Origin of the sequence: Thermoanaerobacter sp. X514 (genome assembly GCF_000019065.1) — a bacterium.
GTDB lineage: Bacteria > Bacillota > Thermoanaerobacteria > Thermoanaerobacterales > Thermoanaerobacteraceae > Thermoanaerobacter > Thermoanaerobacter pseudethanolicus.
This window is the reverse complement of record NC_010320.1, coordinates 760,256-785,579: the sequence shown is the minus strand read 5'-3', so window position 1 is coordinate 785,579 and position 25,324 is coordinate 760,256. Positions and strand designations below refer to the sequence as shown.

The following is a 25,324-nucleotide window of genomic DNA, read 5'->3' as shown; positions in this document are numbered from 1 at the left end:
CCCATATTTATGAAACTCTATTATGCTCAACCTTTCAAAGCTCCTTCTTGGATACCTCCCCTTATAAAATACTTTTGGAATATGATAAATATTAAAATTATTGGTATAACAGCTATCAATGATGCTGCAAATACAAGTCCCCATTTTGTTGCAAACTGTCCCTGAAACATTCTTATCGCAATGGGCAATGTTCTTTTTATTGGGGTCTTTATTAGTGTCAATGCAGTGAAAAACTCATCCCATGTACCTGAAAAAGCAAAAATTGCAAAAGTTGCTAATGCAGGTTTTGAAAGTGGCAGTATTATGTGTCTGTATATAGTCCACCTAGAACCTCCATCAATAATAATTGACTCTTCCAATTCTCTTGGTATCTGTTCAAAAAAGCCCTTCAAAAAAAATGTATTTCCTGCAATTCCTCCTCCTACATATAGGAGTAAAAGTCCTGTATATGTGTCAACAAGATGCATTCCATTAATAACCGTATATTGTGCTACAATGTTTAAAACTCCTGGTACCATCATTGTAAAAAGATAGATATTAAAAATTAAATTTTTGCCAGGAAAATTGAACCTTGCAAACCCATATGCTGATAAGGTAGAAATAAAGAGAGACAATATTGTATTCGTTATTGCGAGAAATAAGCTATTTAAAAAGTATCTTTCGAAATTGTTAGCATTCCACGCCTCTATAAAATTGCCTAAGTATAAAGATTTTGGTATCAAAATAGGAGGATATGGCATAACATACGTATCTTGTGTCAAAGCTGTAGCTACCATGTACATAAAAGGAATAACCATGGCAGCAGAACAAATCAATAGCAAAATATGAATAATAAGTTGACCAAATTTGCTTTTAACCATAAATATTGCCCCTTTTTAATAATTACGTTTTGTAAACTTAAATGAAAGTTGAGGACTTCAATCCTTTCTGGTACAATGTTTCGCAGGAAAAACAAATACCTCCCAGAAAGGATGAAGTCCTCATGCAAAACATTGTACCATTAAAGTGTCCAAAATGCAATAATACTCATTTGTTTTACAAATATGGCAAAGATAAAGATGGTTATCAAAAATATCTTTGCCGTAAATGCTACCATCAATTTGCACCTGATAAACCATCTCCTAAAAAAACATCTAAATATCCTCGCTGCCCCGTTTGCGGTAAGTCTTCTTTCCTTCATCATGATTATGAGTATTACTCTAACTATCGTTGTTCTGATAAAAAGTGCAATCATTCCTTTTTCGTCCCCAAAGTTACTGCTATACCTTCAACTTCTATCTCTAAACTTTCTGGTAAAACCAATTTTAAACGTATCCGTTATCCTGTACATATAATCCTATCTGCTTTGTCTATGTTCTTCCTTGGTAAAAATTCTTTCAGAAATATTGCTCTGATTTTGAAAACTGTTTTTAATGTAAAAGTCTCTCATACAACCATTAGTAACTGGTGTAAAAAGTTTGCTCCTTTGTTCCATAATATTTCCTTAGAACTTATTCCTATGTTAAATCTTAATTCTGATGAATGGCATGTCGATGAAACTGTTGTTAAAATCGCTGGTAAGAAATATTATCTTTGGTTTGTCATAGATTCTGAAACCCGCTTTATCTTGGGCTTTCACCTCTCCCCTTACAGAGATTCCAGGCAAGCTTTTGCTTTGCTTAATTCTGTTAGAAACCTAGGAACCCCTTCCGCTATCGTAACTGATCGCTATAGTGCTTACAAAGTACCTGTTAAGTCTTTGTTCGGTGACAGTGTTAAACATATTAGAGTTGAAAGCTTTAAGGATGACATCACCAATAATTTGATAGAATCTTTCCATCATCAATTTAAAGCCTGGTATAATACTAAACAAGGTTTTGCCTCTTTTGAGTCCGCAAATAATTTAATTTACATGTTTGTGTTCTTCTATAATTTTGTAAGGCCCCATTCTTCTCTTAATGGCTTGACACCAGCTCAAGTTGCTGGATTATGTCTTTCTCCAAAAGAGAAGAAAAAGTATCTTCTTGTTGCTTGAAATTGAACTAATCTTTATCTCCTAACTGGCCATCCTTGGAAATGACAAGGGTGTACTTTGTTATACCCTTTTTTGTTTTTGTAATAATCTGGAAATTAATTTGCTCATCTTATTTAGTCTGTTTGTGATTACTTTTTGGTGATTTTTGATAAATTTTAAAGCTATCCTAAGAAATATTAAGCTATTTTTTCATGTTTACTTTACAAAGCCAATAATTAAACTCATCATACTTCAAGAGTCTTTTTAGTAACAAAGTTATAGCCATAATTACTATACCAATTATTACACTAATTGCAGATGCATATCCGAATTCAAAATCTGAAAACGCCCTATTATACATATAATTCAAAAGCACATCCGTTGTACCAAGTGGAGCACCATTTGTTATCATCATAACTTGTATAAATACTCCAAATGCACCTATAATTAGATTTATCAATATAAAAAAAGTGGTAGGTTTTATTAACGGTATAATAATCTTAAAAAACGTTTGAACAGGGTTAGCCCCGTCTACTTCAGCAGCTTCGTACAGCTCATTTGGTATACCTTGAAGTGCTGCCAAGTATATAACCATTACCCATCCTATACCCTTCCATATGCCAAGAACCCAGATTACAAAGTTAGCTGTCCATGTATTCTGAAGCCAGGAAATAGGATTAGAAATTAAATGTAGCTTCAACAATGCATAATTAATTAGACCTTCTTTACCATCTGTAAATAAATATTTAAAAATTAATGAAACAACTATCCAGGAAGTAATTACAGGTATATATATCATAACTTTATATAAATTTTTCCCTTTGATTACATTGTTAATTAAAACTGCAACAATAAGCCCTATCGCCATTTGACCAGGTACTGTAACAACTCCATATAAAACCGTATTTCTAAAAGCTAACCAAAATTTTTCACTGTGAAACGCTCTCATAAAATTTGCAAACCCTACAAACTCACTGGGTTGCCCTGGCATTATATTGTAATTTGTAAAAGCCATATAAATATTTTTTATTTGTGGATAAACAACAAATACAGATAATAAAACTAACCCTAATCCTATAAAAGGCAAAACCTCAAACCATTCTTTAAATTTTTGCTTAAAATGGCTATTCTTTTTGTTATTTTTACTTTTATTTTCTAATATAGGCTGTGATAACATTGAATCCAACTCCTTTTTGTAAGAAGGATTAAGAGTACACTCCTAATCCTTCTTACAAAACTAATTTTAATTATTTTGCAAAAATTCATCTATTTGTTTTGCAGCTTCATCCAATGCCTGTTGAGGTGTTGCTTTACCTCTAAATACTTTCTCAAAGGCTTGACCTAAAGTTTCGTCTATCTTACCCCAATTTGGACTTGGTGTCCTTGGCCATGCAGTTTTTAATTGTTCAACATAAAGGCTAATAATCGGCTCACCACTTACCTCAGGTGAATTAGCTACATCCATATTTGTTGGTATAAGCCCTGCTTGTTTTGCCAGCAACTTCTGAGGTGTTTCAGAAAACATATATTTCATAAATATCCATGCCTCTTTAGGATGTTTAGTAGTTTTAAATAAAACAAGGTCTTCACCGCCTACAACTGATATGCTTCCTCCAGGTCCTTGCGGAAATAAAGCAGGTACTGTAGATTGCTTTGCAGCATCTCCTTGTATGCTGTAAAACCATGGGCCATCGTCAATCATGAGATAATTATTACCTTTCATACCACCCCACGTGTCTGGCTGTCCTCCTAAAATGCAAGGTCCAATTAATTTTTTATTATATAAATCTAGTAATTTCTGCAACGCAGCTACACTTTCAGGGCTATTCAAATATCCTGTAGCTTTTGTATATTTGTCGTCAGTAACTTTACCACCTAATGAAAGGAAATAAGGAGCAATTCCCCAAGGTCCTGTTCCACTGATTGCTATACCCCATCTATCTTTTCCCTTTATTTTTTCCGCAGCTGCAACAAGTTCATCAAAAGTCTTTGGCGGTTCTGTTAATCCTGCTTGTTGTAATAACGTTTTATTATATATTGCTATCTTAGTATTTGTATCTTGAGGAATTCCATAATAATGACCATTGAAATAGTTAGTTTCCATAGGTCCTTTAAATGCTTTTTCTTTTATAGCATCAAAACCCTCAAGGTTATCCACCGGTTGTAGTGCACCCAATTTCGCAAATTCTGGTACCCAAATTATATCCATCCTCATTACATCTGGAGTTGCATTACCTGCAACTGCTGATATTACTTGTTGTTTTAATCCATCGTAAGGCATTCGTGTAGCTTTTACTTTAATATTGGGATATTTCTGCTCAAAATCAGGGATAATTTGCTCATTTAAAATTTTATCTTCCGTATCACTGAAAGTATGCCAAAATTCAATTGTAACAGGTTCTACTTTTTGTGTATCGTTTGCAGAGGTATTATCAGTAGATTGCTTCGTACTACTGTTTGAACCACACCCTGGCAGTACAAATGTCAAAACCAAAATAGCTGCTACTAAAACACTTATCATCTTTTTACTCATTCTAAATTTCCCCCTTTTATTAATCAAATCTATAAGTCAAATATTTATTTAATTTGTTCCCTTTACCCCTCCCTTCAACTTTTTTCAGTGAATGAAGTATTAAAAATAAATTAATTAAACTCACTTAAAATACTGTTAATGCATTATCTTGCCCTTCATACAAAGGTATTTCAAAAAGTTTGCTAATCGCTAATGTTGAAGCACCAATCACCCATCCTTCATCTCCAAGTTCAGATACTTTTATCTGTACTTTTTTTTCATGCATTTTGAAAAAATTATTTTTTACAATATCATTTATAACAGGTAAAATAATATCTTTAGCAATCATTCCTTCTCCTGCAAGAATTATTGTTGATGGATTTAATAGATTTATCACGCTTAATAAACCATACCCCAAATATTTTGCAGACAACCTTAATACATCAATCGCAAGCATATCTCCTTCTTTTGCATATTCATAGACTTTTTCAATAGATAAATCTTCTGTTAAATCTATTTTACTTTCACTATACATTTTTATATTATCTCTAATATAATCTACTATGAAATCTTCTGAAGCATATGCTTCCAAGCAACCCCTTTGTCCGCATTCACATTTTCTGCCTTCAGCAACCAACACCATATGTCCTATTTCTCCAGCACCGCCAAAATCACCAGTATACAATTTTTTATTAATTACTATTCCTGAACCAATACCAGAACCATAAGTTACCACTATAAAATTATTTAATTCTCTTCCATGTCCATACCACAATTCAGCTAATGTATAGGCATTCACGTCATTATCAATGTATACAGGAACGTTAAATTTATTTTCCAAAATATTACCAATTTCAACATTGCTCCAATTTAACATACCAGAATATATAAGTTTTCCTTTTTGTTGATCAACTAAACCAGAAACTGCGACTCCTATACCCATCAAATTTTTGTTATAAGGAATCTTTGTAATTAATTTTTCTATGTTTTCAACCACCATGTTTAATACCGTATTACTATTTGTCCCTTTTTTAAATGGTACAACTCTCTTTTCAATAATCTCACTTTTAAGATTTGTCAAAGCAAATATCAAGTTATTCTCCTCAATTTTAATGCCTATAATATATCCGTAATTATAATTAAATTCCAAAAGAATAGGTTTTCTTCCACCTGTAGAATCAGCCTCTCCTACTTCATGAACGAGATTTTGGCTTTCTAATTCTTCAACAATGTTTGTAACAGTAGATAATCCTAAATTAAGATTTTTTGAAATATCAGTACGGCTAATAGGTCCGTTCATTCTTATTTCATTTATTACTAAAGAGCGATTAATATCTTTTATAAGTTCCTTGTTTCCTATCCTTAGTTTCATTTGCCATCACCTGTATATATAATAACATACTTTTTTCACTGAATCAAGTATCTTTTTAATAAAAAATTAAAAATTTTATTTCTTTGTCAAAAGCTAATATTAGACGGCTTTTTCTAATATTCATTAAAGAACAATATTTTTTGTACTCGCACAGCAAAACAAGAAAATCTCTCACACTTTTAATGTTTGCAAATACTTTAATGTAGTAGAATTAAATATTTGGAGTTCAAAAGCAAAAGTGGCGAAAGGACTTGAACCTTCAACCTGCTGATTTGCTGATTACAAGTTGATTGAAATGCTCTTTAGGAAATATTTAAAAACCATCTCATTTATCTCAAAACTCATTAGTTTCAAGGCATTCAAGTCTTTTATTTTCTTTTTAAATCACCTCAATTTATTCAAAATCAAATACTTTATGTTGCCATTTTGTTGTCACTGTTTTCAAAGTAACTTTTTTCTTTATTAATTAGGTTTTTTCAGGCACTACTTACCGCTAAAATATAAATGAAAATATTTTATTTCTTCCCCTGTCTTCGCCCCAGCTAGCGCTGGCTCTTGACAGAACCCGTCAGGTAAGCAAAAAGTAACTAGAACCAATACCAAGAATCCCTTTAAGCAACACAATCAATAAGCCATTGAATAAGCTTAGCCCAATCATCAACAGGGTTACCGTAACGATCTTTGAGGGGCAAAGGTCGCCTGTTACCAAAGGCAGCATAAGGTTTCAAATGGTTGTAGAATAGCTGGAAGAGCAACGTATTATGGGTAGACAAGGTTTTGTAACATGAAGGCTTGTCAATATAAGGTTTGACATCTACTTTAAAGTGCTTTGCAGCTATAAGAAAAATTTTCAAGTAAAAATTTAATAAAGAACGAAGAAGGAGATTGCGTAGTGGTTGTCGAAATATAACATAGAGTTTCTTCCTTTGTGGGTTTTGGGTTTCGGTAATTCCTACCTTCGACACTAAAGGGAGGGAAGCCTTCTTTTTCTCAAATCTTTTTGTATCAAGTATTATAAGGTTTGAAAACCCCATAAATTAGGGGTTTATCTGATATAACTTGGTACGGGGGGAGAGGTGAATGAAAGAAAATTTTTATGGAGTTTATGAAGAAGTGTGGCATCAATGGAACGACTATCTTAACACGATGACTATATCGAAAAAAATATAAGGTCTGATATACTTAAATCTTGGGAAAGGTGCAAAATTGCAGGCGTCGATCCGTACCAGGAACAAGGACAAGAAATTATCGAGGGTGCCGCTTTAAAAGAAGTCAGAGAAAAACAAGAAGAACTAATTCAAGCTGCTAGGCCGATTATGGAAAAGCTTTTATCGCTGTCTGGTGACTATGGTTTCCTCGCAGTTTTAGTAGGAGAGGACGGTTATATATTAGAGACATTAGGGAACCACCAAGAAACTATAGACCTAGCTCGAAGAACCAATTTCATTCCTGGCGCATGCTGGCGAGAAGATAAAGTTGGCACTAATGGTATAGGAACTGCAATGGTTATAGGGCAAGCCCTTGATGTAACTGGGGCTGAACACTTCTCTCGCGGACTTCACTCTTGGACATGTACTGGTTCTCCAATTTTTAGTCCGGAAGGAAAACCTATTGGAGTTATTGATCTTTCGGGACCTTGGTACCGAGAAAACAAACTGGCATTAGCTACTATAGTATCTTCTGCAATTGCGATTGAAAACAATTTGAAGCAGAGTAAAGCCTTTAAAGAAACTTTAACTTACAGACAACTCTCAGAATACTTCTTAGAAAACAACAGTGATCCCTTATTAGTGATGGATAATACAGGAAGATTAATCAAGGTTAATTATGCATCTGAGAAAGTTTTGGGATGGAAAAAAGAAGATTTAATAGGACGAAGAGCTGATGAAATATTTGACAATTCGCAGGAAATCCTATTCCTCATAAAAGCGCGGCAGAGTATAAAAGGCAAGGAAATATTAGTGCAAAGTAAAAAAGGTATCTTGCGGTGTAGCGCAGATGTTTCACCTATAAGTGGTTATTACAATGAAAATGTAGCGGCTCTAATAGCTCTAAAAATGCATGAAGGTAGTCAATTTTATATAAGCTCTCCTCCAGCTTTAAAAGGATTCGAAGTAATATTAGGAAATCATCCCTGTTTGCGTGAAAGTATACGATTAGCCCAAATTGCAGCAAATAGCGATGCACCAGTCCTTATTTTAGGAGAGACAGGGACAGGGAAAGACCTTTTTGCAAGAGCCATTCATGAGGCTAGCGGTAGGAAAGGACCTTTTGTGGCGATAAATGGTGGTGCTTTGCCGCGAGAATTAATTGGAAGTGAGCTTTTCGGCTATGTAGGCGGAGCTTTTACCGGTGCACGACCAGAGGGCAAGCCAGGTAAATTTGAACAAGCACAAGGAGGTACTTTATTTTTAGACGAAATAGGCGATATGCCTATGGATATACAGGTTTACCTTTTACGAGTGTTAGAAGAAAAAAAGGTAGTTCGAATAGGCGGGCATAAGGAGATACCGTTAGATGTTCGAATTATTGCTGCGACCAATTCGGATTTAACGAAGTTAGTAAGAGAGAAAAAATTCCGAGAGGATTTGTATTTTCGCCTGAGAGTTCTCACTATTCATTTATGCCCGTTACGAGAACGCAAAAGTGATATACCTCTTCTTTTTCAACATTTTATTCATAAATTTTCACAAAAATTAGGTAAAAATATTACCAATATTGATCCATCAATTTGGCCTTTATTAGGGAATTATGACTGGCCAGGGAATATTAGGGAATTACGAAATGTGGCAGAATGGGCAGTGAATATAGCAGAGGTTAATACAATTTCTGTTAGTCATTTGCCGTCTTACTTATCTGGTTCTCAAACTATCCGCGAGAACAGTAATAGCTTTTCTTCTACCTCTCTTATTGAACTGGAAAAGCAGGAGATTAGTCAACTTCTCGAACATTATGGAGGTAATATAACTAAAGTTGCTAAAGCCTTAGGCATAGCACGGAACACCTTGTATAGGAAGCTTTATAAATATGGACTAAAGACTCGTTAGGGTGTTCCAAAATCTAACGTTACAAGAGGAGACATAAGTTACAAAGAAGCAGATTAAAATTTCATAATTTCTTGTAAAAATCAAGAGATGAATCGAGTAGGAGCTGAATAATTATTTTATTCAGCGTCCTCTCACACCACCGTACGTACCGTTCGGTATACGGCGGTTCATTAGGAATTGTGTACAATTAGATATCTTTGGGATAAACTCTTATAACCTATGCTTTCAAAGTAATTATTTGTAAGAGTCTTATTTAGGATTGGGCTATTGGATATTCTCCAGTAGCCTTTCCTTGTATTGGCGTATTCCCAGGCTTTTTGTTCTTCTACTCCTAGTTTTACTAAGTTATCATGCTTCGTTTTTATCTTCTTCCATTGTTTCCATATACATGCCCTTAGTCTTCGCCTTATCCATTCGTCAAGGGTTTTCATTATGCTTTTCGCGTCTGCTAATCCAAAATAGTTGACCCATCCTGTCGTTATTTGATTTAGTCTTTTTATTCTGTTTTCCATGCTTATTCCCTTGTTCCGATTGGTTATTTCTCTTACTTTTTCCTTAAACCTTTTGATGGATTTTTCATGGATTCTTATTCTTACTTCGTTTTCTTTTGTGTAGAATGAAAATCCAAGAAATTTTCTTCTCCATGGTCTATCTACAGCACTTTTTGCTTCGTTGACTTTTAGTTTTAATTTGCTTTCTATGAATTTCTTTATGCTCTTCATTACTCTGTTTCCTGCAGACCTGCTTCTTACATATATGTTGCAGTCATCTGCATATCGGCAGAATTTATGCCCTCGTTTCTCAAGTTCTTTGTCTAGTTCGTCCAACATTATGTTTGCTAATAGGGGACTTAATGGCCCTCCTTGGGGTGTCCCTTCTTCTGTTGATACTTTGATTCCGTTTATCATTACTCCTGATTCTAGGTATCTTCGTATTAACTTTAGTACCCTTTTATCTCCTATCCGCTTTTCTAGTTTGGACATTATTATGTCGTGGTTTACTCTGTCAAAGAACTTTTCTAAGTCCATATCTACAACCCATGTATATCCTTCATTTATATATGCTTCTGCGGCTTTTATTGCGTCTTTTGCACTGCGTCCTGGTCTAAATCCATAACTGCTATCAGAAAATGTATGGTTGTAGACTCTATTTAGTATTTGGGCTATTGCTTGTTGTATTAGCCTATCTAGTGCTGTAGGTATTCCTAGTAGTCTTACTCCTCCATCTGGTTTGGGAATTTCTACTCTTCGCACTGGTTGTGGTTTGTATTTTCCCTCCAGCAGTTGTTGTTTTATGGTTGCCCAGTTTTCTTTGAGATACGGTAGAAGTTCATCTATTTCCATCCCATCGACTCCATGGCTTCCTTTATTTGCAACAACGCGCTTGTATGCTGCTCTCATGTTTCCTCGTTCTACTATCATTTCAAGCATCTTGCTGGTATATCTTTGTACATCGTTTCTTCTATCTTTTGACGCCGATGATATACTATGCACTTCCGTTGTCTTTTGAAATTCCATTTCTCTATTCAACGGATAGCCTCTTTGTTGAGTTGTCTGCAGTCTCTGCATATCTTTCGAGTCCATAAGATTTCCAAAACCTCCTAACGTTCGGCCCTTCCTTATCTATTCATGACTAGATAAGTACTATGACCTCTGCTGACTTCTCAAGGTTCAACCATACATCACTGTATGGGTTGTCACTTCAGAGTTCACTTTAGTGACTTATCCTTGAGACCTCCCCGGGTAAGAACGATAACTTTCATCTCATATATCTGCCAGATTTACTGTATGGGATTCGGGTAGTGTTGGACTTCGTTTTGTTACGCAAACTCATCCATCCCAATTCAGCCTCTTATCTGGTTCTTGTTCATCAGACCGAGATTTTGCCTTAAGCTTCCTTCAGATTCCACCTCACGATGGACACCCTTGCTCTTGGCTAGTGGTTCCCACTACCAAGCCCACAGCGGACTTTCACCGCCTAGCTATCGCCCATGCCGGGCGCACGTAAACCAGCACTCAATAATGGGTGCTGGCATATTTTTTGCAAGAATATATTTAATGCAAAATTCTAAAAGGGGGGATGTAACAAAAAAAATTAAAACATATTCACCTTCTTTGACATTATAAAGCAGAGTAGTATATTGTGAAAAATTGAAAAATTGTAAATGGATAGGAGTGAAAAGGTATGAACATTCCTAAAGAAACTCTTATACGTATGTATCTTGAGATGGTTACAATTCGATTATATGAGGAAACTATGGCTGAAGCCTATCAGGAGGGGAAATACCCAGTATTCAACATTGCATCAGGCCCAGTCCCTGGTGAGATGCATTTAGCTGCGGGACAGGAGCCGGTAGCTGTAGGAGTATGCATGCACCTTAAAAAGGAGGATGCTGTAGTCGGTACTCACCGGCCTCACCACTTTGCTATTGCAAAAGGAGTAGATCTCAAACGTATGACAGCAGAAATATTTGGTAAAGTTACCGGTTTAGGACGCGGCAAAGGTGGTCACATGCACCTCTTTGACCCTGATGTACACTTCAGCTGTAGCGGCATCGTCGGTGCTAGCATTCCCCAAGCAGTAGGAGCAGCCCTAACTTTCAAAATGCGCAAGGAAAAACGTGTAGCTGTGGCCTTTTTTGGTGAAATTTATGCTATGAAGGACGTAATTATAACCTCAGAAGCAGGCTGTTATAACACAAAAATTTCTACAAATGGTTCAGTTTCCATTAATGGTAAGGTTAAAATGAGCACGATCGAATTTGACAAAAATATCTTTGTAAAAGAAGCCGGATCGCACGGCGTCGGCAGTCACGTATTATTAAAGGGAAGTAAAAATTCAATAGTAAAAATCCTTTACGGCTATGAAGGAGTCGAATTATACTTTGATAAAATAGGCTACAAATTAAAAAATGGTGAAAAAATAAAATTATATTTAGACAAAGATGAAAAAGTCGTTGAAGACATTATTTAATTTGTTTCAGTTGGCTTTTGAAAAATTCACCGTGGGAATGGGAGCCTTTCCCATGAATCTGTTTGATTTTGAAGAATATATCATTTCTGTCCGGCATATCTTCGATACCGCCGACCGAATATGAAAGGATGATTTATGTGTTGAAGAAAAAGGAACTTAGAGATAAGAAGTATTATTATGATTATTTGACCCACCTTCCAAACAGATATTTTTTATATGAGTATTATAGCTCTAGCAATTGCCAATTTGTTGTTGCTCTCCTTGATTTTGATAATTTCACATACATTAACGATTCCTATGGACATCATTTTGGGGATAAAGTGTTAATTGAAATAAGCAAAATGCTGATCGAAATAGTAAAAGAAAAGGGAAAGATTTTTAGATTTGGGGGTGATGAGTTCATTATTCTTTTTCACTGTAATTTGGATGAAGCAATAAGCGTTATAGAAGATGTTATAGAAAAGTTTAATTATGTTTTCAAAGTTGAGGAAAGAGATATTTTAACAACAATAAGCGCAGGCATTTATGTATCAAAAATAGGCGAACATATGGATGATATTATGATGATATTATAAGGAAAGCAGATGCTGCAATGTTTGAAGCTAAAAAGTTGGGCAAATCAAAATATGTCATTTTTGACAAAACTATAGAGGACAAGATAATCGAAAAAACTGAAATGATGGTAAATATCAAGAAAGCGATGTTAAACAACGAGTTTTACCTTTTATTTCAGCCTATTTATGATTTGAGAGAGAATAGGATAAAGGAAGTTGAAGCACTTGCAAGGTGGAGGAACAACAAATATGGCGACATCTCTCCTTCTCGATTCGTCCCAGTGCTTGAAGAGACTGGTCTTATCAAAGAATTTGGTATTTTTATTATTGAAGATGTTTTTAAACAAATAAAAGATTGGCGGAATAAGGGTATCGAGCTTAAGGTTAACATCAATGTTTCTCCCCTTCAGCTTAGGGACGATGAGTTTTTCTTTAAATTTGATGAGCTTATTAGTAAATACAATATACCATCAAATCTCATCGGCATAGAATTTACTGAAACTCAAATATTAGACATTAAAGAGCAAAAGGTAAATAAAATAGACGAATTTTTAAGAAGGGGAATAAAGATTTCGCTAGATGATTTTGGAGTTGGATATTCTTCCTTAATAAACATGATAGAGTTTCCTATAAGCACTATTAAGATGGACAAAAGCCTTATTGACAGGATTGACGAAAACAAAGTAAAAACATTAATTAAGGGAATTTTGTATATCTCAAAGGAAATGAACTATGAAGTCGTAGCGGAAGGGGTAGAAACAGGGGAACAGCTTAGTATGCTAAAGGAATGGGGTTGTGACAAAATACAAGGTTATTATATATCGAGACCTAAAACTTCAGAGGAGATAGAACTGATGTTCAGAACGTGAACGTAAAAGGAAGTAAAAACATACTGAAAAATGTAAAAATAACAACTTTACTTTTTATTCTAATAGGAATAGTTGCCATTTCTTTTGGAATAATTTCATTTTTTGTTATAAATAACATGAAGATTTTAAGAAGCTATGAATAATTTGTATAATTCTAAAATGGCATAATCAGTTGAATTAAATGCTAAAAATTTAATGGAAGTTGTAAATAAAGCAAATTTAGCTTTTCAAAATCAAGAGGTATCTTTATAGGAGTATTTATCTTGTTGACGGTAATATCAATAATTGTAGGATTTGCTATAACAAAATTATTAGGAATCTCAATGAAGCAGATTAATGTTCTTGTTGAAAAACTATCAAATTATGACTTTACAGTGGAAATTGATAATGAAGGTAAGAACGAATTTGCTGAAATGAATAGTTCATTTAAAATATCGATATGCGAAAGAAGAGCATTCCCCTGTCACAGGGCACTTTGGGAAATTTTACATAAATTTTAAATGTAGCTTCTTTTGCTGCATGATAATAATCCCTATAATTTCTAATCCAATGCCTACCCCGTTAAATATCCCTCGCAAAAAATCAGTAATATAAATATGTCTGCTTAGATATGTTGTAGTAGATATTACAAATATTCCTAATAAAACTACAAATAAGCCTAATTTATTATTTCCCATAGTATTGTCTCCTCTACTTTTCTTTGTTTTTGAAAACTATATAAGAATATACAATCGGTACTATAACAGCAGTAATTAACAGCACAAACATCAAAATAGCCACCCATGTACCGGTGAAAAAGGAAGCAAATAAACCGATAATACCTGCAATAAGCCATAGTTTTCCGCCTAGCTGGTGTGTCTTATTCCATACCTCTTCATCCGCCAACGTCCATGGAGTTCTTATCCCTACAAAATAATTATGGCGAAGTTTACCCATAGCACTTCCAAATCCAATCAGCATAAAAGGAATAATAAGATTGCCCATTCTATTTATATCAATCTTATACCCTAATGCAGAATATGTAGAAACAAAATATACTTCTGATAAAATAATTACTAAAACTGCCCTTATCACTCTATAAGCTCCAGCAAATTTACCATAATTGGCTCTTTTAGGGTCAATAAGGGGTATATACAACATTGCGAAATATATTCCAGTAATAATTGACGGCAAAATAAATATATCATGTTTTGGACCAAAACTATCCACTTGACCCGAAATATTCCAGTGCATTGGAATTTTATCCGGCAAACGTCCAAAAACAGTAAACGTAAAAATCCATATCAATATGATGATCGCAATTAACCACCAATCTTTTTTGATTTCGTATTTCACATCGTAGTTCTCATACATAATATTCATACTCCTTTCCATGTTTATGATAAACTCGTTGTACATATACTTGTTTAATAATTTTGGCAAACATATTTAACATACATTATGCCTCTTTAAACAATTCTTTTGCAAGGTCTTCCATTATCTTTTTGCGGTTTTCTGTTTCTTTTTCGTCTATTAGGACGTTAAATATAAGCACATCTCCTTCTTTTGCGTTTTGAGGAAGAAGTTCTTTCGGAAAATTGAATGTTTTATTTCCATATTCTATTACTGCCCAATCACCTTCAAATCTGTCTATAATGCAGAGTCTGGATGTTTTTTTAGACATTATTTGCACCTCTCCATTAAATTCTGTTATATTTGATTTTAATGCTTTATTTAAGTAACATTCCTGCATCTTCATATTTTTCCCATGAATTTTATAATATCTATATTCATATATCTATCACATTAATATATCCCGCTTTTTAGTTTGAAGAGCGTGCATATCCGAAAAAATTCTCTCTATGACTTCCCTGCTGTAAACTATACCCGATAATATTTCTGCCTTAAAAGCTATGTCTTTTTTCTTGGCCGTATCTACAGGCATATTCTTTATTGAATTGCTTCCACACACTCTTTAAGATAATTTTCTCCTTCTCTCTTTCTTTTTTCCATTAAAGGCAAAAGTGCATATAAGTCATAATAATCTGTTTTTGTAATGTCTGTAAATTTTATTTCCTCTACATCAATTATTCTATACCTGTAGTCTAAAATATTTTGTTCTCCTAAGTTGTAATTTAATTTGTCTTCCATTTTTAACTCATTTTTTCCCATGTAAATTACTATTTGATAAGGTATTAGATTGTGTTTTTCCATTATTTCAAGGGAATATCTTAGCATCCTGTAAGGCATCTTATCATCATTGCTGGATTGAAATTATATATGTACAGCAATATCTCCTTTCTCGGTACTGCTTTTAAAGACCATGTCACTTTCTCTGTTTTCAACTTTCGTAAATTCAATGTTGAGTTCATCTTCTTCCTCCCGTTTCTCCTTAATTACCTTCTATTGTAATTATAACACACTTCACAGGGATAATAAATCCATTACACTCTCTAGATAGTGTCAAGATACTGTAGGATAATTTTTAGTGACAACCCATGGAATATGTAAGATCAGGGTTTTCCTGTTGTATTCGTTGAAACAGTAAAAAATATATCTATTGAAATTCGTCAATAGTTATTCGGAAAGTTCACTTTTAAACGATCTTAAAAGTTTGAATTTACCTTATTCTGAAGAAAAAATTACTAAAATCAAAAACAACCTTAAAAAAGAGCTAGATTTTTTCAAGTAAAGGGAACTACCACAAGAAGCATTTGCTATAATTATTGATGCTTATCATTGTGAAATTAAAGATTCTTCCAAAGTTAAAAAAGCTACCTGCTATATTGTTCTTGGTATTGATCTTGACGGCAAAGAAAACAAAGCTGATTGGAACAAAGTCTTCGAAGATTATTATACAGCTTTTCCAGTTACACTACTATTATCAGACAGAAGATTTTTGATAAGTCTCTTTTGTCTGAATTATCTAAAAAAGTATTTTTTGAAGCTGCACTACCAAAGCTTGTCGAAAAACTAAATGAAGAAAATAAAAAAATAATTCTAGAAAGAAACGAAGAAAGAAAGATACTCGCAAAAAGATATGAAGATGTTGTAAAAGGCATAAATATGATTGTAGACGTAATAGCACGAGGATATTTTCATCCCAGTCTTGATGATAAATTAACCGAACTTGAGCAGCAAAAAATCGAAATAGAAACAAGGTTAAAAGAGATGGATAACTTACCTGATACTTCTTTTGTAACAGAAGAAAAGATAAAAGAATACCTTCTAAAAGACAAAGAAGTGTTGGAAGCGGGTGACCCTCAGAAAATTAAACAAATTTTACCAACATATATCAATAAAATAATCGTCTACCCTGATAGAATTGAAGCCCATTTCAGGCTTTCGGTAGACGAGACAGTTTGCGCATGGATGGTAGCGGCGAATCGCTCTCAACTTTGAACGTACTTTTATTCTATCATTATCATCAAGAATCCTTTTCTGTTTTTATAGAAATCTTTAAAAACTTACTTTTGTAATCAAAGTTAATATTGAAGAGCACACAAGAAGCAATAAATACTATCAATGCAGTTATAATACTTAAAAAAACAGTCAATATTTTTGTTTCCCCCTTTTAATTTCTAAATGATGTGGTATAATAATAAATGAAGGGACACTTCGGGTGTCATAGATATGTGGGATGTGGGAATAGGTAGATATTAGCTACCTATTCTTTTTTTGTATTTATTTCTATTTTAAAGTTCGCAATTTCTATTTTAATTGTTATGGATTTGGGGGCATTAACTACAATGTACAGTCCTACAATTGCTGCTACCACAGTTAGTAGATTGATTATACTTTTCTCCACATTGGCATTCCCCCTTTTCTTATGTGAGATTTCCCGAAGTGTCCCATGTAAGGGGAATGCCTTTTCCCACATATCTCGAAAATTTTTCTTTCACATTAATTATAACACAGTATATTATGACATTTCTATACAAAGTTTCTTAAAGCTTCTTTTAAATCTTTAAGGGCTTGCTGATGTATCTGTCTATCTTTTTCGGCTTTATCAACATTGTTTAAAAGATATTCTAATGCCTCAATGTACTGTTCAATTTTTCCTTCGTTTCTGGGATTACTATTTTAAGCACTTTTTTCACCACCTTTATTTTTTAGGCGGTGGCAGTTTTGCCACCGCATTAGTTACTTTGTCATTACTTTATTAAAATCGAAGCCATACTGATACGCTAAAATTACTAAGGCCTCACTTAAGGTATACTCATCAACTGCATAGTAACTCTCAACATTATCTAGAATACAGCTGTATTTATTTCTTTTACATAATTTAACGTGAGGATAAGTCCCATTATGATAAGGCTGATATAATACCACTAAATCATCTTTTTCAGCTAATCTCATTAAATTGTCTTTATATTTCTCTTTTTCTTTTAATATCTCTTCAGCTATACCTATAAATTCTTTAGCTTTTTCTCTTAATGCTTTGTAATCATAGTCAACACTTACGTAGGTATTGCCTCCGGCAAGTATTTCATTAGTGTAGTCATCCCATCTTACATATTCATATTCCTTAGCAATTGCTTCAACAAGCTTTTTAGATACTGTTAAATCCTTAATTCTAACTTCAATTGCTTCATCAAATGTATATGTTTTTGCTCTGACACTTACCTGCCTTGATGTTATCCCATGCTTTTTTAAACTTTTTCTTATTTCTTCAGCAATTTCTCTAGCAGTCATTTTACATTCCCTCCCCTAAAATTTCTTACTTGCTCGGATTTGATAGTCTACCGCTAGAACTTACTCTCTTACGCCATGTGCTTACACCTCCTCATTTTTTGTTTGTTTCTTGTTTGCCCCCGGCAGTTAAAACAAAACGGCCTGCGAGCCGAAGGTCAAGGGGTCGGGGAGGGATACCGGACCGAGCGCCAGCGAGGGAGGATATGCTCACCGACCCGTTAGGGCTTGCCCCTTGACCGTTAGGCGAGCAGGCGTATAATCTTTTGTGCGGGGGCAAACAAAAAAAGCACGTCTTTTCAACTAATATCATTAAATTTAAAATGCGGTTTAAAAAATTGTCTATAAAATATAAAGTATACTTTATATTTTTTGTATAAAAACATAAAGTATGTGTTATAATATTATAAGTGGGAGGTGAAAAAATGTCTATTACAAGCTCAGAAAATATATTAAGGATTTTATACTCTTATAACCCATGGTGGAGGGAAGGATATTTCCCTCAAGATCTGTCTAAACCCGTAAAGAGAGTAGTCTATCATCAAGCATTCGAATTACTAATGCATCCAGCCATTAGAAGATATGTTATACTTTCAGGCGCACGCCGTGTTGGTAAAACCACAATTTTATATCAAATGATAGAAACCCTTTTAAAAAATCAAGTGCACCCAAAAAAAATATTATATGTATCTTTTGATCATCCTTTATTTAAATTAAGTTCCTTCGACCAAATTATTAACCTTTATGAAACAGCCATAAATCAAGAAAAGGAAGCTTATATATTTCTAGATGAAATTCAATATGCAAGTGATTGGGACAGATGGTTAAAAGTCTATTATGACACCAAACCAAACTGGAGAATTATTGCCACAGGTTCAGCTTCTCCTGCACTTATTGAAGGTACAAAAGAAAGTGGTGTTGGTCGGTGGACTGTTATTTCTGTACCTACTCTTTCTTTTTATGAATTTTGTGAAATACTTGGAGTCCCAGAAAGACCAAATAACTTACCCGATTTAGATTTAAACGAAATTTCAAATTTAAATGAGTCTCAATTAAGTGAGCTTATGTTTTTACTTATGCCCTTGCAAAAGTATTTTAATAAGTATTTAACAATAGGGGGATTCCCCGAATTTGTATTCTCAGAAGATCAGTTTTTAGTGCAAAGAATATTAAGAGAAGACGTGGTTGACAAAGTTATTAAAAGAGATATACCTTCTTTATTTAATGTAAGAAACTTAGCGGTATTAGAAAAGGTATTTTTATACTTATGCTTCAATTCTGCAAGTGTTATAAATATTTCAACGATAAGTAAAGAAATTGGAGATGTTTCAACGGTAACGGTAGAAAACTATATTCATCTTCTAGAAAATGCGAATTTAATTTACAAAAGTTTACCCATAGAATTAGGCGGGAAAAAAGTTTTAAAAGCAAAACCAAAAATTTACGTCTCTGATCCTGCTTTGAGAAATGCAGTTTTGATGATAGACAATATACTCTTAGACAGTAAGGAACTTGGAATAACGGTTGAGACAGCAATTTTTAAACATATCTATAATTTTTACTTGCAAACAAATGCTAGAATAGGTTATTTTAGAAAATCTTCTGATAATCAAAAAGAAATTGATGTAGTTGTTGAATTCCCACATAGTAAATCCTTAATTGAAGTGAAATTCAGAGAAGATACAACACTTTCTGAAAATGAAGCTATCGTTGAGATGAGTCAAAAGGAAAAAAATATTGCTTCAGCAGTATTAGTAACAAAAAGACCAGAAGATTATGGAAAAGTTAAGATTTCTACAAAGGTACCAATAACAAAAATTCCTGCTTATGCATTTATGTATTTATTTGGGAGACGATAACTTATTCATTTAATTGAAAATTGGAGTATGAATGAAATAAAAAAATATGCCCTGTATAGAGTAACTACTTTATACAGGGCCTTCATATCAAAATTTAGGACCAATAATTTGTGATTTTGAGTTGTCGTATATTGAACCTTTCACTCTGACGGTAATAGTATCTGTAGCTGTTTTTACTCCTCCGCCTGCCAGCTGCTTATAAGCCGTAAACACTATCTTGTAAGTACCATCAGGCATATTTCTAGGAATGATTACCACAACATCTCTTCCTTCTGCTTTGGTGTGTTTAGTGTGCCATAATCTCTATGTGAACAATGTTATCCTGCCAAATACCTAATGGAAGCAATAGGTAGGCTAAAAACCAGCATTACCGCTTGTAAAAGTATTTGTATCTAATTTTAATTTCAATCCCTTATAGGTAAGCTAAAAACAAATTTTTGCAGGGGAGGAGACATAAAACGAAATGAAGTTTCAATCCCTTATAGGTAAGCTAAAAACCGTAACGCCTGATATTTTTCATATTGATTTTTTGTTGTTTCAATCCCTTATAGGTAAGCTAAAAACGAGAGCTGTATTATCGAAGGAAAAAATACTTCAAAGGTTTCAATCCCTTATAGGTAAGCTAAAAACATTCTCCTACCTGATTTATCCCTTGAATTTGAATAGGTTTCAATCCCTTATAGGTAAGCTAAAAACCCACTCCCGCCCAAATTCAAAACCTCATTTTTTCCTTGTTTCAATCCCTTATAGGTAAGCTAAAAACACGTTAAAAACAGCACAAAAAGAGGTAAAAAATTTTTTCCTTTATATCTTTCTTGTCAAGTATTTTTACTTTATTGTACCATATTGTCCAATGAAAATCAATTACTTTTTAAAAATCAAAAAAATAAAATTGTCGTCGATCTCCAGGCATTTTTGCATTATTGGTCATCGACGACAAGGTCTTTCTGCCTCTTTATAGTACATAAGATATTCATAAAAACTACCATAGCTTCCTCCATTAAAATTTTTCTTTCAAAATATGTGAAACACTTGCCAAAATTTTATACTGTAGCTTGTTATACCACGGGTTGCCTAAATATAAAGGTAATTATTTTCTATCCTTGTTGCTGATGTTACTATTAGTTAATCTTTTGTTGCTGCCGTTTTATATACACTTTACCAGATTTTCCATAACAGCAGTATAGTAGCCCTTCGAGAAGCATCTAATGAAAGTGTATTTTATATACTGCCATTTCTACTGCTACTGGCCGTACAACTTACCCAGTTTAGTATTAAATGATATTGTTCTGCTCTTAGTTGCTACTACCATAGTATTACATTTATTTGTTCTGTGCACATTTTTGTCGTTTGTTAGTAATATTGTATAAATTTTTAGTGAAACTTTCCAGTGCATTTTCCCGACTCTGTACGATATTCAATTTCAAATTTTTGAATAAATTCAGCAGAAAAGAAAGTGAACTTTGTACTGCTTCTCATGTGAGCAGGCAGAGTATTATCCAGCAGATCATTGAACTGAATTAAGAAAATTCTGTTATATTTTCCTCACCCACACCTTTTTCACAAAAAACTCTGGAAATTTTCTAACCACAAAAGCTTCTCCTCTTTTAAGCCGCTTTATTTCATCAGGATGCACAATAAAGCTTTTTTCTTCCTTGACTGTACCCATTCCAGTAGGTGAAATTTCATTCACCTGCATTGTGATGGTTATATCATCCCTTGTACCTATGAGTGAGGATAAAAGCTCAGCTGATACTGGTACATCCTGTCTGTGTATGATTTTAATATTTGTGTTGCCCAATATCTGCTCCATTAATTCTATTTTACCCTCTATTCTTAAATCTGCAAGCTCCTGCGTGGATAGTATGACATGAAATCCTGCAGCTCTTGATTTATTTATAAAATCTGTAACCTGAGGCCCTGCAAACACTCCAAACTCATCAAAAATTGTAAACACCTTTTTGTTACTTTCAAACATTCTCGCCGCTGTCGTCTTTAAATCAATGACTATCAATCTACCTAAAAGCCTCGAATATTCAGAAAACCTCAATGCATCTAAGCTAAAAAATACTGCTGCATCTTCTTGAATGCACTTTATAAGGTCAATAGTATTTTCATCTTCTGTATCAGAAAGCAGTTCCCCTATCTCGCTTTCTGAAAACACTGCAAGCCTGTTCACAAGGCCGATAATGTCTTTTTTTGCGCCGTCAATCATATCGTAAAAAGCTTCGTATTCTTCCTTATCCATTTTTCCTTCTCTAACTAATTTCTTGGCTTCTTCCAGTAAAGCGTTGTAATTTAATCTTTTAGATATGTTGACCAAATCTACTTTTTCACTCGTTTTCTGCAAAATCTTTATAGCCGACTGTAAGTACCTTTCACTCAAAAACTTGTAGTGAGGCTCTGTCCATTCGGATAAGCTTATCAGCTTATCTTTTAATTCTGTAAAGTTCCCAACCCTCAAAGGGTTGTAGTGCATGCTTCCTTCGTGTGTCATAGAAAAAAGGTAAAACTTTCGGCTATATTTTCCTGCCATATTCTTTACTTTCTCCGCAAAACCTATTTCACCTTTCCCGTCAACTATAATCACAGGTATCCCTCTTCTTGCAGCGCTTTCAATAAAATTCATAAGAGTAGTAGTTTTCCCTGCACCCGTAGCCCCTAACACCAAGCAGTGTCCATTAAGCTCCTCGTCTGTAATTTTCACTGTGTTACCGGCCTCATCAATACCTATAAGGGTTCCGTCATCCGGCTGTGACAGCTTCTCCAGTTTTTTTACAAGCCTTTCATTAAAACTTCTTTCTTTATCTTTCCCTATTTTCTTCTTTTTCTTTACCCACTCAGGCTGTGCCGCAGTATACAACTCCATCATTAGTGACAGAGTAAATCCAACAGGGATACCGACTTTTATTAAAACTATCCAGTCTAAGTTATGTGGTATCCTACTGTTAAACATCGCTTTATAAGCCCCTATTACCTGCTTAAAGTAATTTAGAACTAACCCATTAAAGTCTTTCACAGCAAAAACTATAGATGCTGTTATTACTCCAGCTGCTGCATAAGCCAGCCATTTTTTAGCTTTCAACTTATTGGCTGCAGCATATATAATCAATCCAAAAGCAATTCCAGGTAAAAACATCAAAGCTCCTACTAGGCCAATAACTAGTATCACTATTTTATCTGTTTGCGTAAGCTCTCTGCTGTTCATCTTTAAGCACCTCGCTCAAATAAAAAATCTTAACATAATCCATTTCTTTAGCTGCTTTTTCCACTGCATCATAGACTGCCTTGCTTGACACGAAATACCATACTTCATCGTAATCAATACTTCTTTTGTAGTAGCTCATTTTCTTCTTTAAATTTTTTTCTGACTTTTTTGTGAGCTCTACTTCAACAGCTATTTTTTTACCATCCTTTATCAAAACTCCATCCGGTATCATGTCTGTCTTGCTGTCCTGCCTCAGTTCCCTCATGGAAATCCATTCTCCCTGTCTTTCTAGCTCAATGCTTAAATCTACAACCTTTAAATCGTGCTCGTAATTGGCTAAATTAACATAATGCTTCGGAGCCCATAAATTTGACCCTGAAATTTCTGCTCCTTTTTTGGTGCATATATAAACCCCTGGCTTGTTTCTGAAGATTCGTAAGGAATATAAATATTCATCATCGCACAACTTTTTCAATCTTTTATATGTATACCAAATGCCTATCTTAAATTTTTTGGCTACCTGATTTACAGTTACATACCTCATTCTATTTATCCAGTATAAAATTTCCAAATCTCTTTTTGTAAGCTGCATAGAACCACCTCCTGTAAAAAATAAAAACAGAACAGTTTTCCTGCCCTGCTAGCATAACTTTTTTATTTATATAAAACTGTTATTTATATCTGCCGAGAAGTTCACGTTGTATTGTTTTTCTTTTTATGCATTCTGTATTTTTTATTTTAAACGTCCCACCCCTACCAAATCTAGGAGCCGCGCCGAACCCTTGAGAAGCGAGACCCCGCTCTCTATACGAAGCGTTAGCGGAGTATGATGAGAGAGCGGGGTCTCGCTTCGAAACCCGAGCAGAGCGAGGGCGAGGCGACAGCCTCGGGGTGAGGCGCGGTGAGAAATTAAAAGGTAGGGGTGGGACGTTAACCATATCCAATAATGTATCCAAATCATTTCGCACTTCTATTGGATATACTATTGGATATATCGGACAATAAAAAAGACCGTCTTACAGGCCTTAATTTAATATTTCCATTCCGACTTTTTGTTCGAAAATGTTCTAATTTCTCTATAAAAATTTTATAACTACTTTGTCACTAAAAGTATTTTTCTTTCGTCGACTTTTATCAGGGTTACAAAGTATCTTTCCTTCTTCTTCAAGTCTAGTAAGTACCTCCTTGTAATTCTTTTTAATGAAAGGTTTATTTTTACTATGCTCATAAAAAAGCCTTTCAAAAGTTATTGTTTTTCCTGCATACTGTGTAAGCAATTCGTTTCTTAATTCATCTAAAGGATTTTCGTATAAATCCTTTAATGAAAGCTGTCTCTCTTTATCAGGGATATACTCAAATTTTGCAACACCATGTATTTTATCTGAGCTCAATGAAGCCATAACTTCTTTCATTATGTTATGTGCTGTAAAGTTTTTAGACAAAAATACTATGTAATGACTAGTATCTTCTTTGTCCTCATTTTTAAATCTAAAAGTAAGAATATATTCAATACCTATATCACTCATGGCCTCACGAAATTCATTCATAATTAAGCTTTCCTTATCTAGACAATTGCTTTTATTAAGCTCTTCCCGTAACTTTAAATATCTTTTTTCTCCAAACAAACTTATCATGTGTTCTTCAACCTTAGGATTTTTTATGCCGGAACGTATACGATTATAATTGAAGAAAAGTATTGCATCGCAGCCCCAATCTTTAGTCAATGAAGAAATTAACTTTTGAGTAACACCTTTATAACCCCAGGGATCTATAAAAATAAGACTTGGTATTATTGAAGTAGCAGCAAAAATATCACTTGTTTTAATATCCAATTCAAGGTTAAGAAAGATAGGTTCATATTTTAAAGATTTAATATTTTCAAGATTACTAATAGCTGATTTTAAGTCACTAATATAGCCTTTATTTTTGTCATTAAATACAGTTACAAATTTATTTCTGTAATCATTGTTTTTAAGAATTAACTTCATAATAGCTATAGGAGTGGAATCTGTACCATCTTTATAGTTACCTGGTCCAGAAAATAAATCAATATAGCCCAATCTATCACTACGCTTATTCATAATTTTAGCCCATGCATCAAAATACTTAACAACAATCTCTTTTTTAATAAGCGACTGACTTTTAACTTCATTAAAAAACATGAAATTTTCCCTTCCTTTATCTTTCAAAAAACATAATTTGTTAAAATTTTTATATATGACTATTTCAATTTACTATCCTCTTCGTTTTAAGGACAATATCATGT

23 protein-coding genes, 2 pseudogenes and 1 CRISPR repeat array are annotated in these 25,324 nt (G+C 33.9%); of the genes and pseudogenes, 9 read left to right on the top strand and 16 right to left on the bottom strand.

Going from position 1 to position 25,324, the window contains the following annotated elements:
• Window positions 1–26 precede the first annotated feature (26 nt).
• On the bottom strand, window positions 27–860 hold the full coding sequence (locus tag TETH514_RS03860) for a carbohydrate ABC transporter permease (RefSeq protein WP_003868296.1): 834 nt from the start codon (window positions 858–860) through the stop codon (window positions 27–29).
• 122 nt (window positions 861–982) lie between these two features.
• Between TETH514_RS03860 and TETH514_RS03855 the strand changes: the two genes are divergently transcribed.
• The gene (locus TETH514_RS03855) at window positions 983–2,014 is read left to right on the top strand and encodes an IS6-like element ISTsp1 family transposase (RefSeq protein ID WP_003868888.1); all 1,032 of its coding nucleotides are present in this window, start codon (window positions 983–985) and stop codon (window positions 2,012–2,014) included.
• 181 nt (window positions 2,015–2,195) lie between these two features.
• Here TETH514_RS03855 and TETH514_RS03850 read toward each other — a convergent pair whose 3' ends face one another.
• The 3 genes from TETH514_RS03850 to TETH514_RS03840 form a co-directional block, all read right to left on the bottom strand.
• On the bottom strand, window positions 2,196–3,170 hold the full coding sequence (locus TETH514_RS03850) for a carbohydrate ABC transporter permease (RefSeq protein WP_009052967.1): 975 nt from the start codon (window positions 3,168–3,170) through the stop codon (window positions 2,196–2,198).
• Window positions 3,171–3,236: 66 nt separating this feature from the next.
• Complete coding sequence (locus TETH514_RS03845) at window positions 3,237–4,526, bottom strand: extracellular solute-binding protein (RefSeq protein ID WP_009052235.1); 1,290 nt, start codon at window positions 4,524–4,526, stop codon at window positions 3,237–3,239.
• A 124-nt stretch (window positions 4,527–4,650) separates the two neighbouring features.
• Window positions 4,651–5,877 carry an ROK family transcriptional regulator gene (locus TETH514_RS03840; RefSeq protein WP_009052234.1) on the bottom strand — a complete coding sequence of 409 codons (1,227 nt, stop codon included), beginning with the start codon at window positions 5,875–5,877 and terminating at the stop codon, window positions 4,651–4,653.
• Window positions 5,878–7,193: 1,316 nt separating this feature from the next.
• Here TETH514_RS03840 and TETH514_RS03830 point away from each other — a divergent pair.
• Window positions 7,194–8,924: a sigma-54-dependent Fis family transcriptional regulator gene (locus TETH514_RS03830; RefSeq protein WP_012268627.1), complete on the top strand. Its 1,731-nt coding sequence runs from the start codon at window positions 7,194–7,196 to the stop codon at window positions 8,922–8,924.
• A gap of 170 nt (window positions 8,925–9,094) precedes the next feature.
• On the opposite strand, the gene ltrA is transcribed toward TETH514_RS03830, so the two are convergent.
• Window positions 9,095–10,507: a group II intron reverse transcriptase/maturase gene (ltrA, locus tag TETH514_RS03825; RefSeq protein WP_009052232.1), complete on the bottom strand. Its 1,413-nt coding sequence runs from the start codon at window positions 10,505–10,507 to the stop codon at window positions 9,095–9,097.
• Window positions 10,508–11,108: 601 nt separating this feature from the next.
• Between ltrA and TETH514_RS03820 the strand changes: the two genes are divergently transcribed.
• From TETH514_RS03820 to TETH514_RS03805, 4 genes are all read left to right on the top strand, one after another.
• The gene (locus TETH514_RS03820; RefSeq protein ID WP_009052231.1) at window positions 11,109–11,897 is read left to right on the top strand and encodes a thiamine pyrophosphate-dependent enzyme; all 789 of its coding nucleotides are present in this window, start codon (window positions 11,109–11,111) and stop codon (window positions 11,895–11,897) included.
• Between the two features lie 140 nt (window positions 11,898–12,037).
• Window positions 12,038–12,472, top strand: a complete 435-nt coding sequence (locus TETH514_RS12860) for a GGDEF domain-containing protein (RefSeq protein WP_232195898.1) — start codon at window positions 12,038–12,040, stop codon at window positions 12,470–12,472.
• 17 nt (window positions 12,473–12,489) lie between these two features.
• Entirely contained in the window at window positions 12,490–13,320 is an 831-nt protein-coding gene (locus TETH514_RS12855) for an EAL domain-containing protein (protein ID WP_009052229.1), read from the top strand.
• Window positions 13,321–13,583: 263 nt separating this feature from the next.
• The gene (locus tag TETH514_RS03805; RefSeq protein ID WP_009052228.1) at window positions 13,584–13,820 is read left to right on the top strand and encodes a methyl-accepting chemotaxis protein; all 237 of its coding nucleotides are present in this window, start codon (window positions 13,584–13,586) and stop codon (window positions 13,818–13,820) included.
• On the opposite strand, the gene TETH514_RS03800 is transcribed toward TETH514_RS03805, so the two are convergent.
• The 4 genes and pseudogenes from TETH514_RS03800 to TETH514_RS03785 form a co-directional block, all read right to left on the bottom strand.
• Window positions 13,806–13,997 carry a hypothetical protein gene (locus TETH514_RS03800; RefSeq protein WP_004398746.1) on the bottom strand — a complete coding sequence of 64 codons (192 nt, stop codon included), beginning with the start codon at window positions 13,995–13,997 and terminating at the stop codon, window positions 13,806–13,808. The two genes, TETH514_RS03805 and TETH514_RS03800, sit on opposite strands and share 15 nt — an antisense overlap.
• A gap of 13 nt (window positions 13,998–14,010) precedes the next feature.
• Window positions 14,011–14,673: an SdpI family protein gene (locus TETH514_RS03795; RefSeq protein ID WP_009052227.1), complete on the bottom strand. Its 663-nt coding sequence runs from the start codon at window positions 14,671–14,673 to the stop codon at window positions 14,011–14,013.
• A gap of 85 nt (window positions 14,674–14,758) precedes the next feature.
• Window positions 14,759–14,983, bottom strand: a complete 225-nt coding sequence (locus TETH514_RS03790) for a DUF3006 domain-containing protein (protein ID WP_013337648.1) — start codon at window positions 14,981–14,983, stop codon at window positions 14,759–14,761.
• A 156-nt stretch (window positions 14,984–15,139) separates the two neighbouring features.
• Window positions 15,140–15,696 (bottom strand): annotated as a pseudogene (locus TETH514_RS03785) (Rpn family recombination-promoting nuclease/putative transposase); the annotation flags it as partial.
• A 175-nt stretch (window positions 15,697–15,871) separates the two neighbouring features.
• On the opposite strand from TETH514_RS03785, the pseudogene TETH514_RS12210 reads away from it, so the two are divergent.
• Both TETH514_RS12210 and TETH514_RS03780 read left to right on the top strand, forming a co-directional pair.
• Window positions 15,872–16,159, top strand: a pseudogene (locus TETH514_RS12210) (transposase); the annotation flags it as partial.
• Window positions 16,129–16,701, top strand: coding sequence for a hypothetical protein (locus TETH514_RS03780; protein ID WP_012268625.1), 573 nt, complete (start codon window positions 16,129–16,131; stop codon window positions 16,699–16,701). The pseudogene TETH514_RS12210 and the gene TETH514_RS03780, both read left to right, overlap by 31 nt.
• 25 nt (window positions 16,702–16,726) lie before the next feature.
• On the opposite strand, the gene TETH514_RS13030 is transcribed toward TETH514_RS03780, so the two are convergent.
• From TETH514_RS13030 to TETH514_RS03775, 3 genes are all read right to left on the bottom strand, one after another.
• On the bottom strand, window positions 16,727–16,855 hold the full coding sequence (locus tag TETH514_RS13030) for a hypothetical protein (protein ID WP_019908050.1): 129 nt from the start codon (window positions 16,853–16,855) through the stop codon (window positions 16,727–16,729).
• Window positions 16,856–16,966: 111 nt separating this feature from the next.
• Complete coding sequence (locus tag TETH514_RS12700; protein ID WP_009052225.1) at window positions 16,967–17,107, bottom strand: hypothetical protein; 141 nt, start codon at window positions 17,105–17,107, stop codon at window positions 16,967–16,969.
• Window positions 17,108–17,442: 335 nt separating this feature from the next.
• Window positions 17,443–17,994: a hypothetical protein gene (locus tag TETH514_RS03775; protein WP_009052224.1), complete on the bottom strand. Its 552-nt coding sequence runs from the start codon at window positions 17,992–17,994 to the stop codon at window positions 17,443–17,445.
• 422 nt (window positions 17,995–18,416) lie between these two features.
• Between TETH514_RS03775 and TETH514_RS03770 the strand changes: the two genes are divergently transcribed.
• Window positions 18,417–19,850, top strand: coding sequence for an ATP-binding protein (locus TETH514_RS03770; RefSeq protein ID WP_009052223.1), 1,434 nt, complete (start codon window positions 18,417–18,419; stop codon window positions 19,848–19,850).
• Between the two features lie 87 nt (window positions 19,851–19,937).
• On the opposite strand, the gene TETH514_RS12525 is transcribed toward TETH514_RS03770, so the two are convergent.
• The 4 genes from TETH514_RS12525 to tcmP form a co-directional block, all read right to left on the bottom strand.
• Window positions 19,938–20,108, bottom strand: coding sequence for a hypothetical protein (locus TETH514_RS12525; protein ID WP_009052222.1), 171 nt, complete (start codon window positions 20,106–20,108; stop codon window positions 19,938–19,940).
• Between the two features lie 143 nt (window positions 20,109–20,251).
• Window positions 20,252–20,613: a CRISPR direct-repeat array (repeat unit 30 nt; unit sequence GTTTCAATCCCTTATAGGTAAGCTAAAAAC).
• Window positions 20,614–21,384: 771 nt separating this feature from the next.
• On the bottom strand, window positions 21,385–23,058 hold the full coding sequence (locus TETH514_RS03765; RefSeq protein ID WP_009052221.1) for a type IV secretory system conjugative DNA transfer family protein: 1,674 nt from the start codon (window positions 23,056–23,058) through the stop codon (window positions 21,385–21,387).
• Window positions 23,027–23,650 carry a replication-relaxation family protein gene (locus TETH514_RS03760; RefSeq protein ID WP_009052220.1) on the bottom strand — a complete coding sequence of 208 codons (624 nt, stop codon included), beginning with the start codon at window positions 23,648–23,650 and terminating at the stop codon, window positions 23,027–23,029. The genes TETH514_RS03765 and TETH514_RS03760 overlap by 32 nt, the downstream gene beginning before the upstream one ends.
• 484 nt (window positions 23,651–24,134) lie before the next feature.
• A complete protein-coding gene (tcmP, locus tag TETH514_RS03755) occupies window positions 24,135–25,220 on the bottom strand; it encodes a three-Cys-motif partner protein TcmP (protein ID WP_009052219.1) in 1,086 nt (361 codons plus the stop codon).
• Window positions 25,221–25,324 lie beyond the last annotated feature (104 nt).

Excerpts from the sequence above, each read along its gene's own strand:
- TETH514_RS03800 (WP_004398746.1), bottom strand. The coding sequence starts at position 13,997 with ATGGGAAATAATAAATTAGGCTTATTTGTAGTTTTATTAGGAATATTT.
- TETH514_RS03840 (WP_009052234.1), bottom strand. The coding sequence starts at position 5,877 with ATGAAACTAAGGATAGGAAACAAGGAACTTATAAAAGATATTAATCGC.
- TETH514_RS03770 (WP_009052223.1), top strand. The coding sequence starts at position 18,417 with ATGTCTATTACAAGCTCAGAAAATATATTAAGGATTTTATACTCTTAT.
- TETH514_RS12855 (WP_009052229.1), top strand. The coding sequence starts at position 12,490 with ATGTTTGAAGCTAAAAAGTTGGGCAAATCAAAATATGTCATTTTTGAC.
- TETH514_RS03820 (WP_009052231.1), top strand. The coding sequence starts at position 11,109 with ATGAACATTCCTAAAGAAACTCTTATACGTATGTATCTTGAGATGGTT.
- TETH514_RS03860 (WP_003868296.1), bottom strand. The coding sequence starts at position 860 with ATGGTTAAAAGCAAATTTGGTCAACTTATTATTCATATTTTGCTATTG.
- TETH514_RS03795 (WP_009052227.1), bottom strand. The coding sequence starts at position 14,673 with ATGTATGAGAACTACGATGTGAAATACGAAATCAAAAAAGATTGGTGG.
- TETH514_RS03845 (WP_009052235.1), bottom strand. The coding sequence starts at position 4,526 with ATGAGTAAAAAGATGATAAGTGTTTTAGTAGCAGCTATTTTGGTTTTG.
- TETH514_RS03765 (WP_009052221.1), bottom strand. The coding sequence starts at position 23,058 with ATGAACAGCAGAGAGCTTACGCAAACAGATAAAATAGTGATACTAGTT.
- TETH514_RS03775 (WP_009052224.1), bottom strand. The coding sequence starts at position 17,994 with ATGACTGCTAGAGAAATTGCTGAAGAAATAAGAAAAAGTTTAAAAAAG.
- TETH514_RS03790 (WP_013337648.1), bottom strand. The coding sequence starts at position 14,983 with ATGTCTAAAAAAACATCCAGACTCTGCATTATAGACAGATTTGAAGGT.
- TETH514_RS03850 (WP_009052967.1), bottom strand. The coding sequence starts at position 3,170 with ATGTTATCACAGCCTATATTAGAAAATAAAAGTAAAAATAACAAAAAG.
- TETH514_RS03830 (WP_012268627.1), top strand. The coding sequence starts at position 7,194 with ATGGAAAAGCTTTTATCGCTGTCTGGTGACTATGGTTTCCTCGCAGTT.
- ltrA (WP_009052232.1), bottom strand. The coding sequence starts at position 10,507 with ATGGACTCGAAAGATATGCAGAGACTGCAGACAACTCAACAAAGAGGC.
- tcmP (WP_009052219.1), bottom strand. The coding sequence starts at position 25,220 with ATGTTTTTTAATGAAGTTAAAAGTCAGTCGCTTATTAAAAAAGAGATT.
- TETH514_RS03855 (WP_003868888.1), top strand. The coding sequence starts at position 983 with ATGCAAAACATTGTACCATTAAAGTGTCCAAAATGCAATAATACTCAT.
- TETH514_RS03760 (WP_009052220.1), bottom strand. The coding sequence starts at position 23,650 with ATGCAGCTTACAAAAAGAGATTTGGAAATTTTATACTGGATAAATAGA.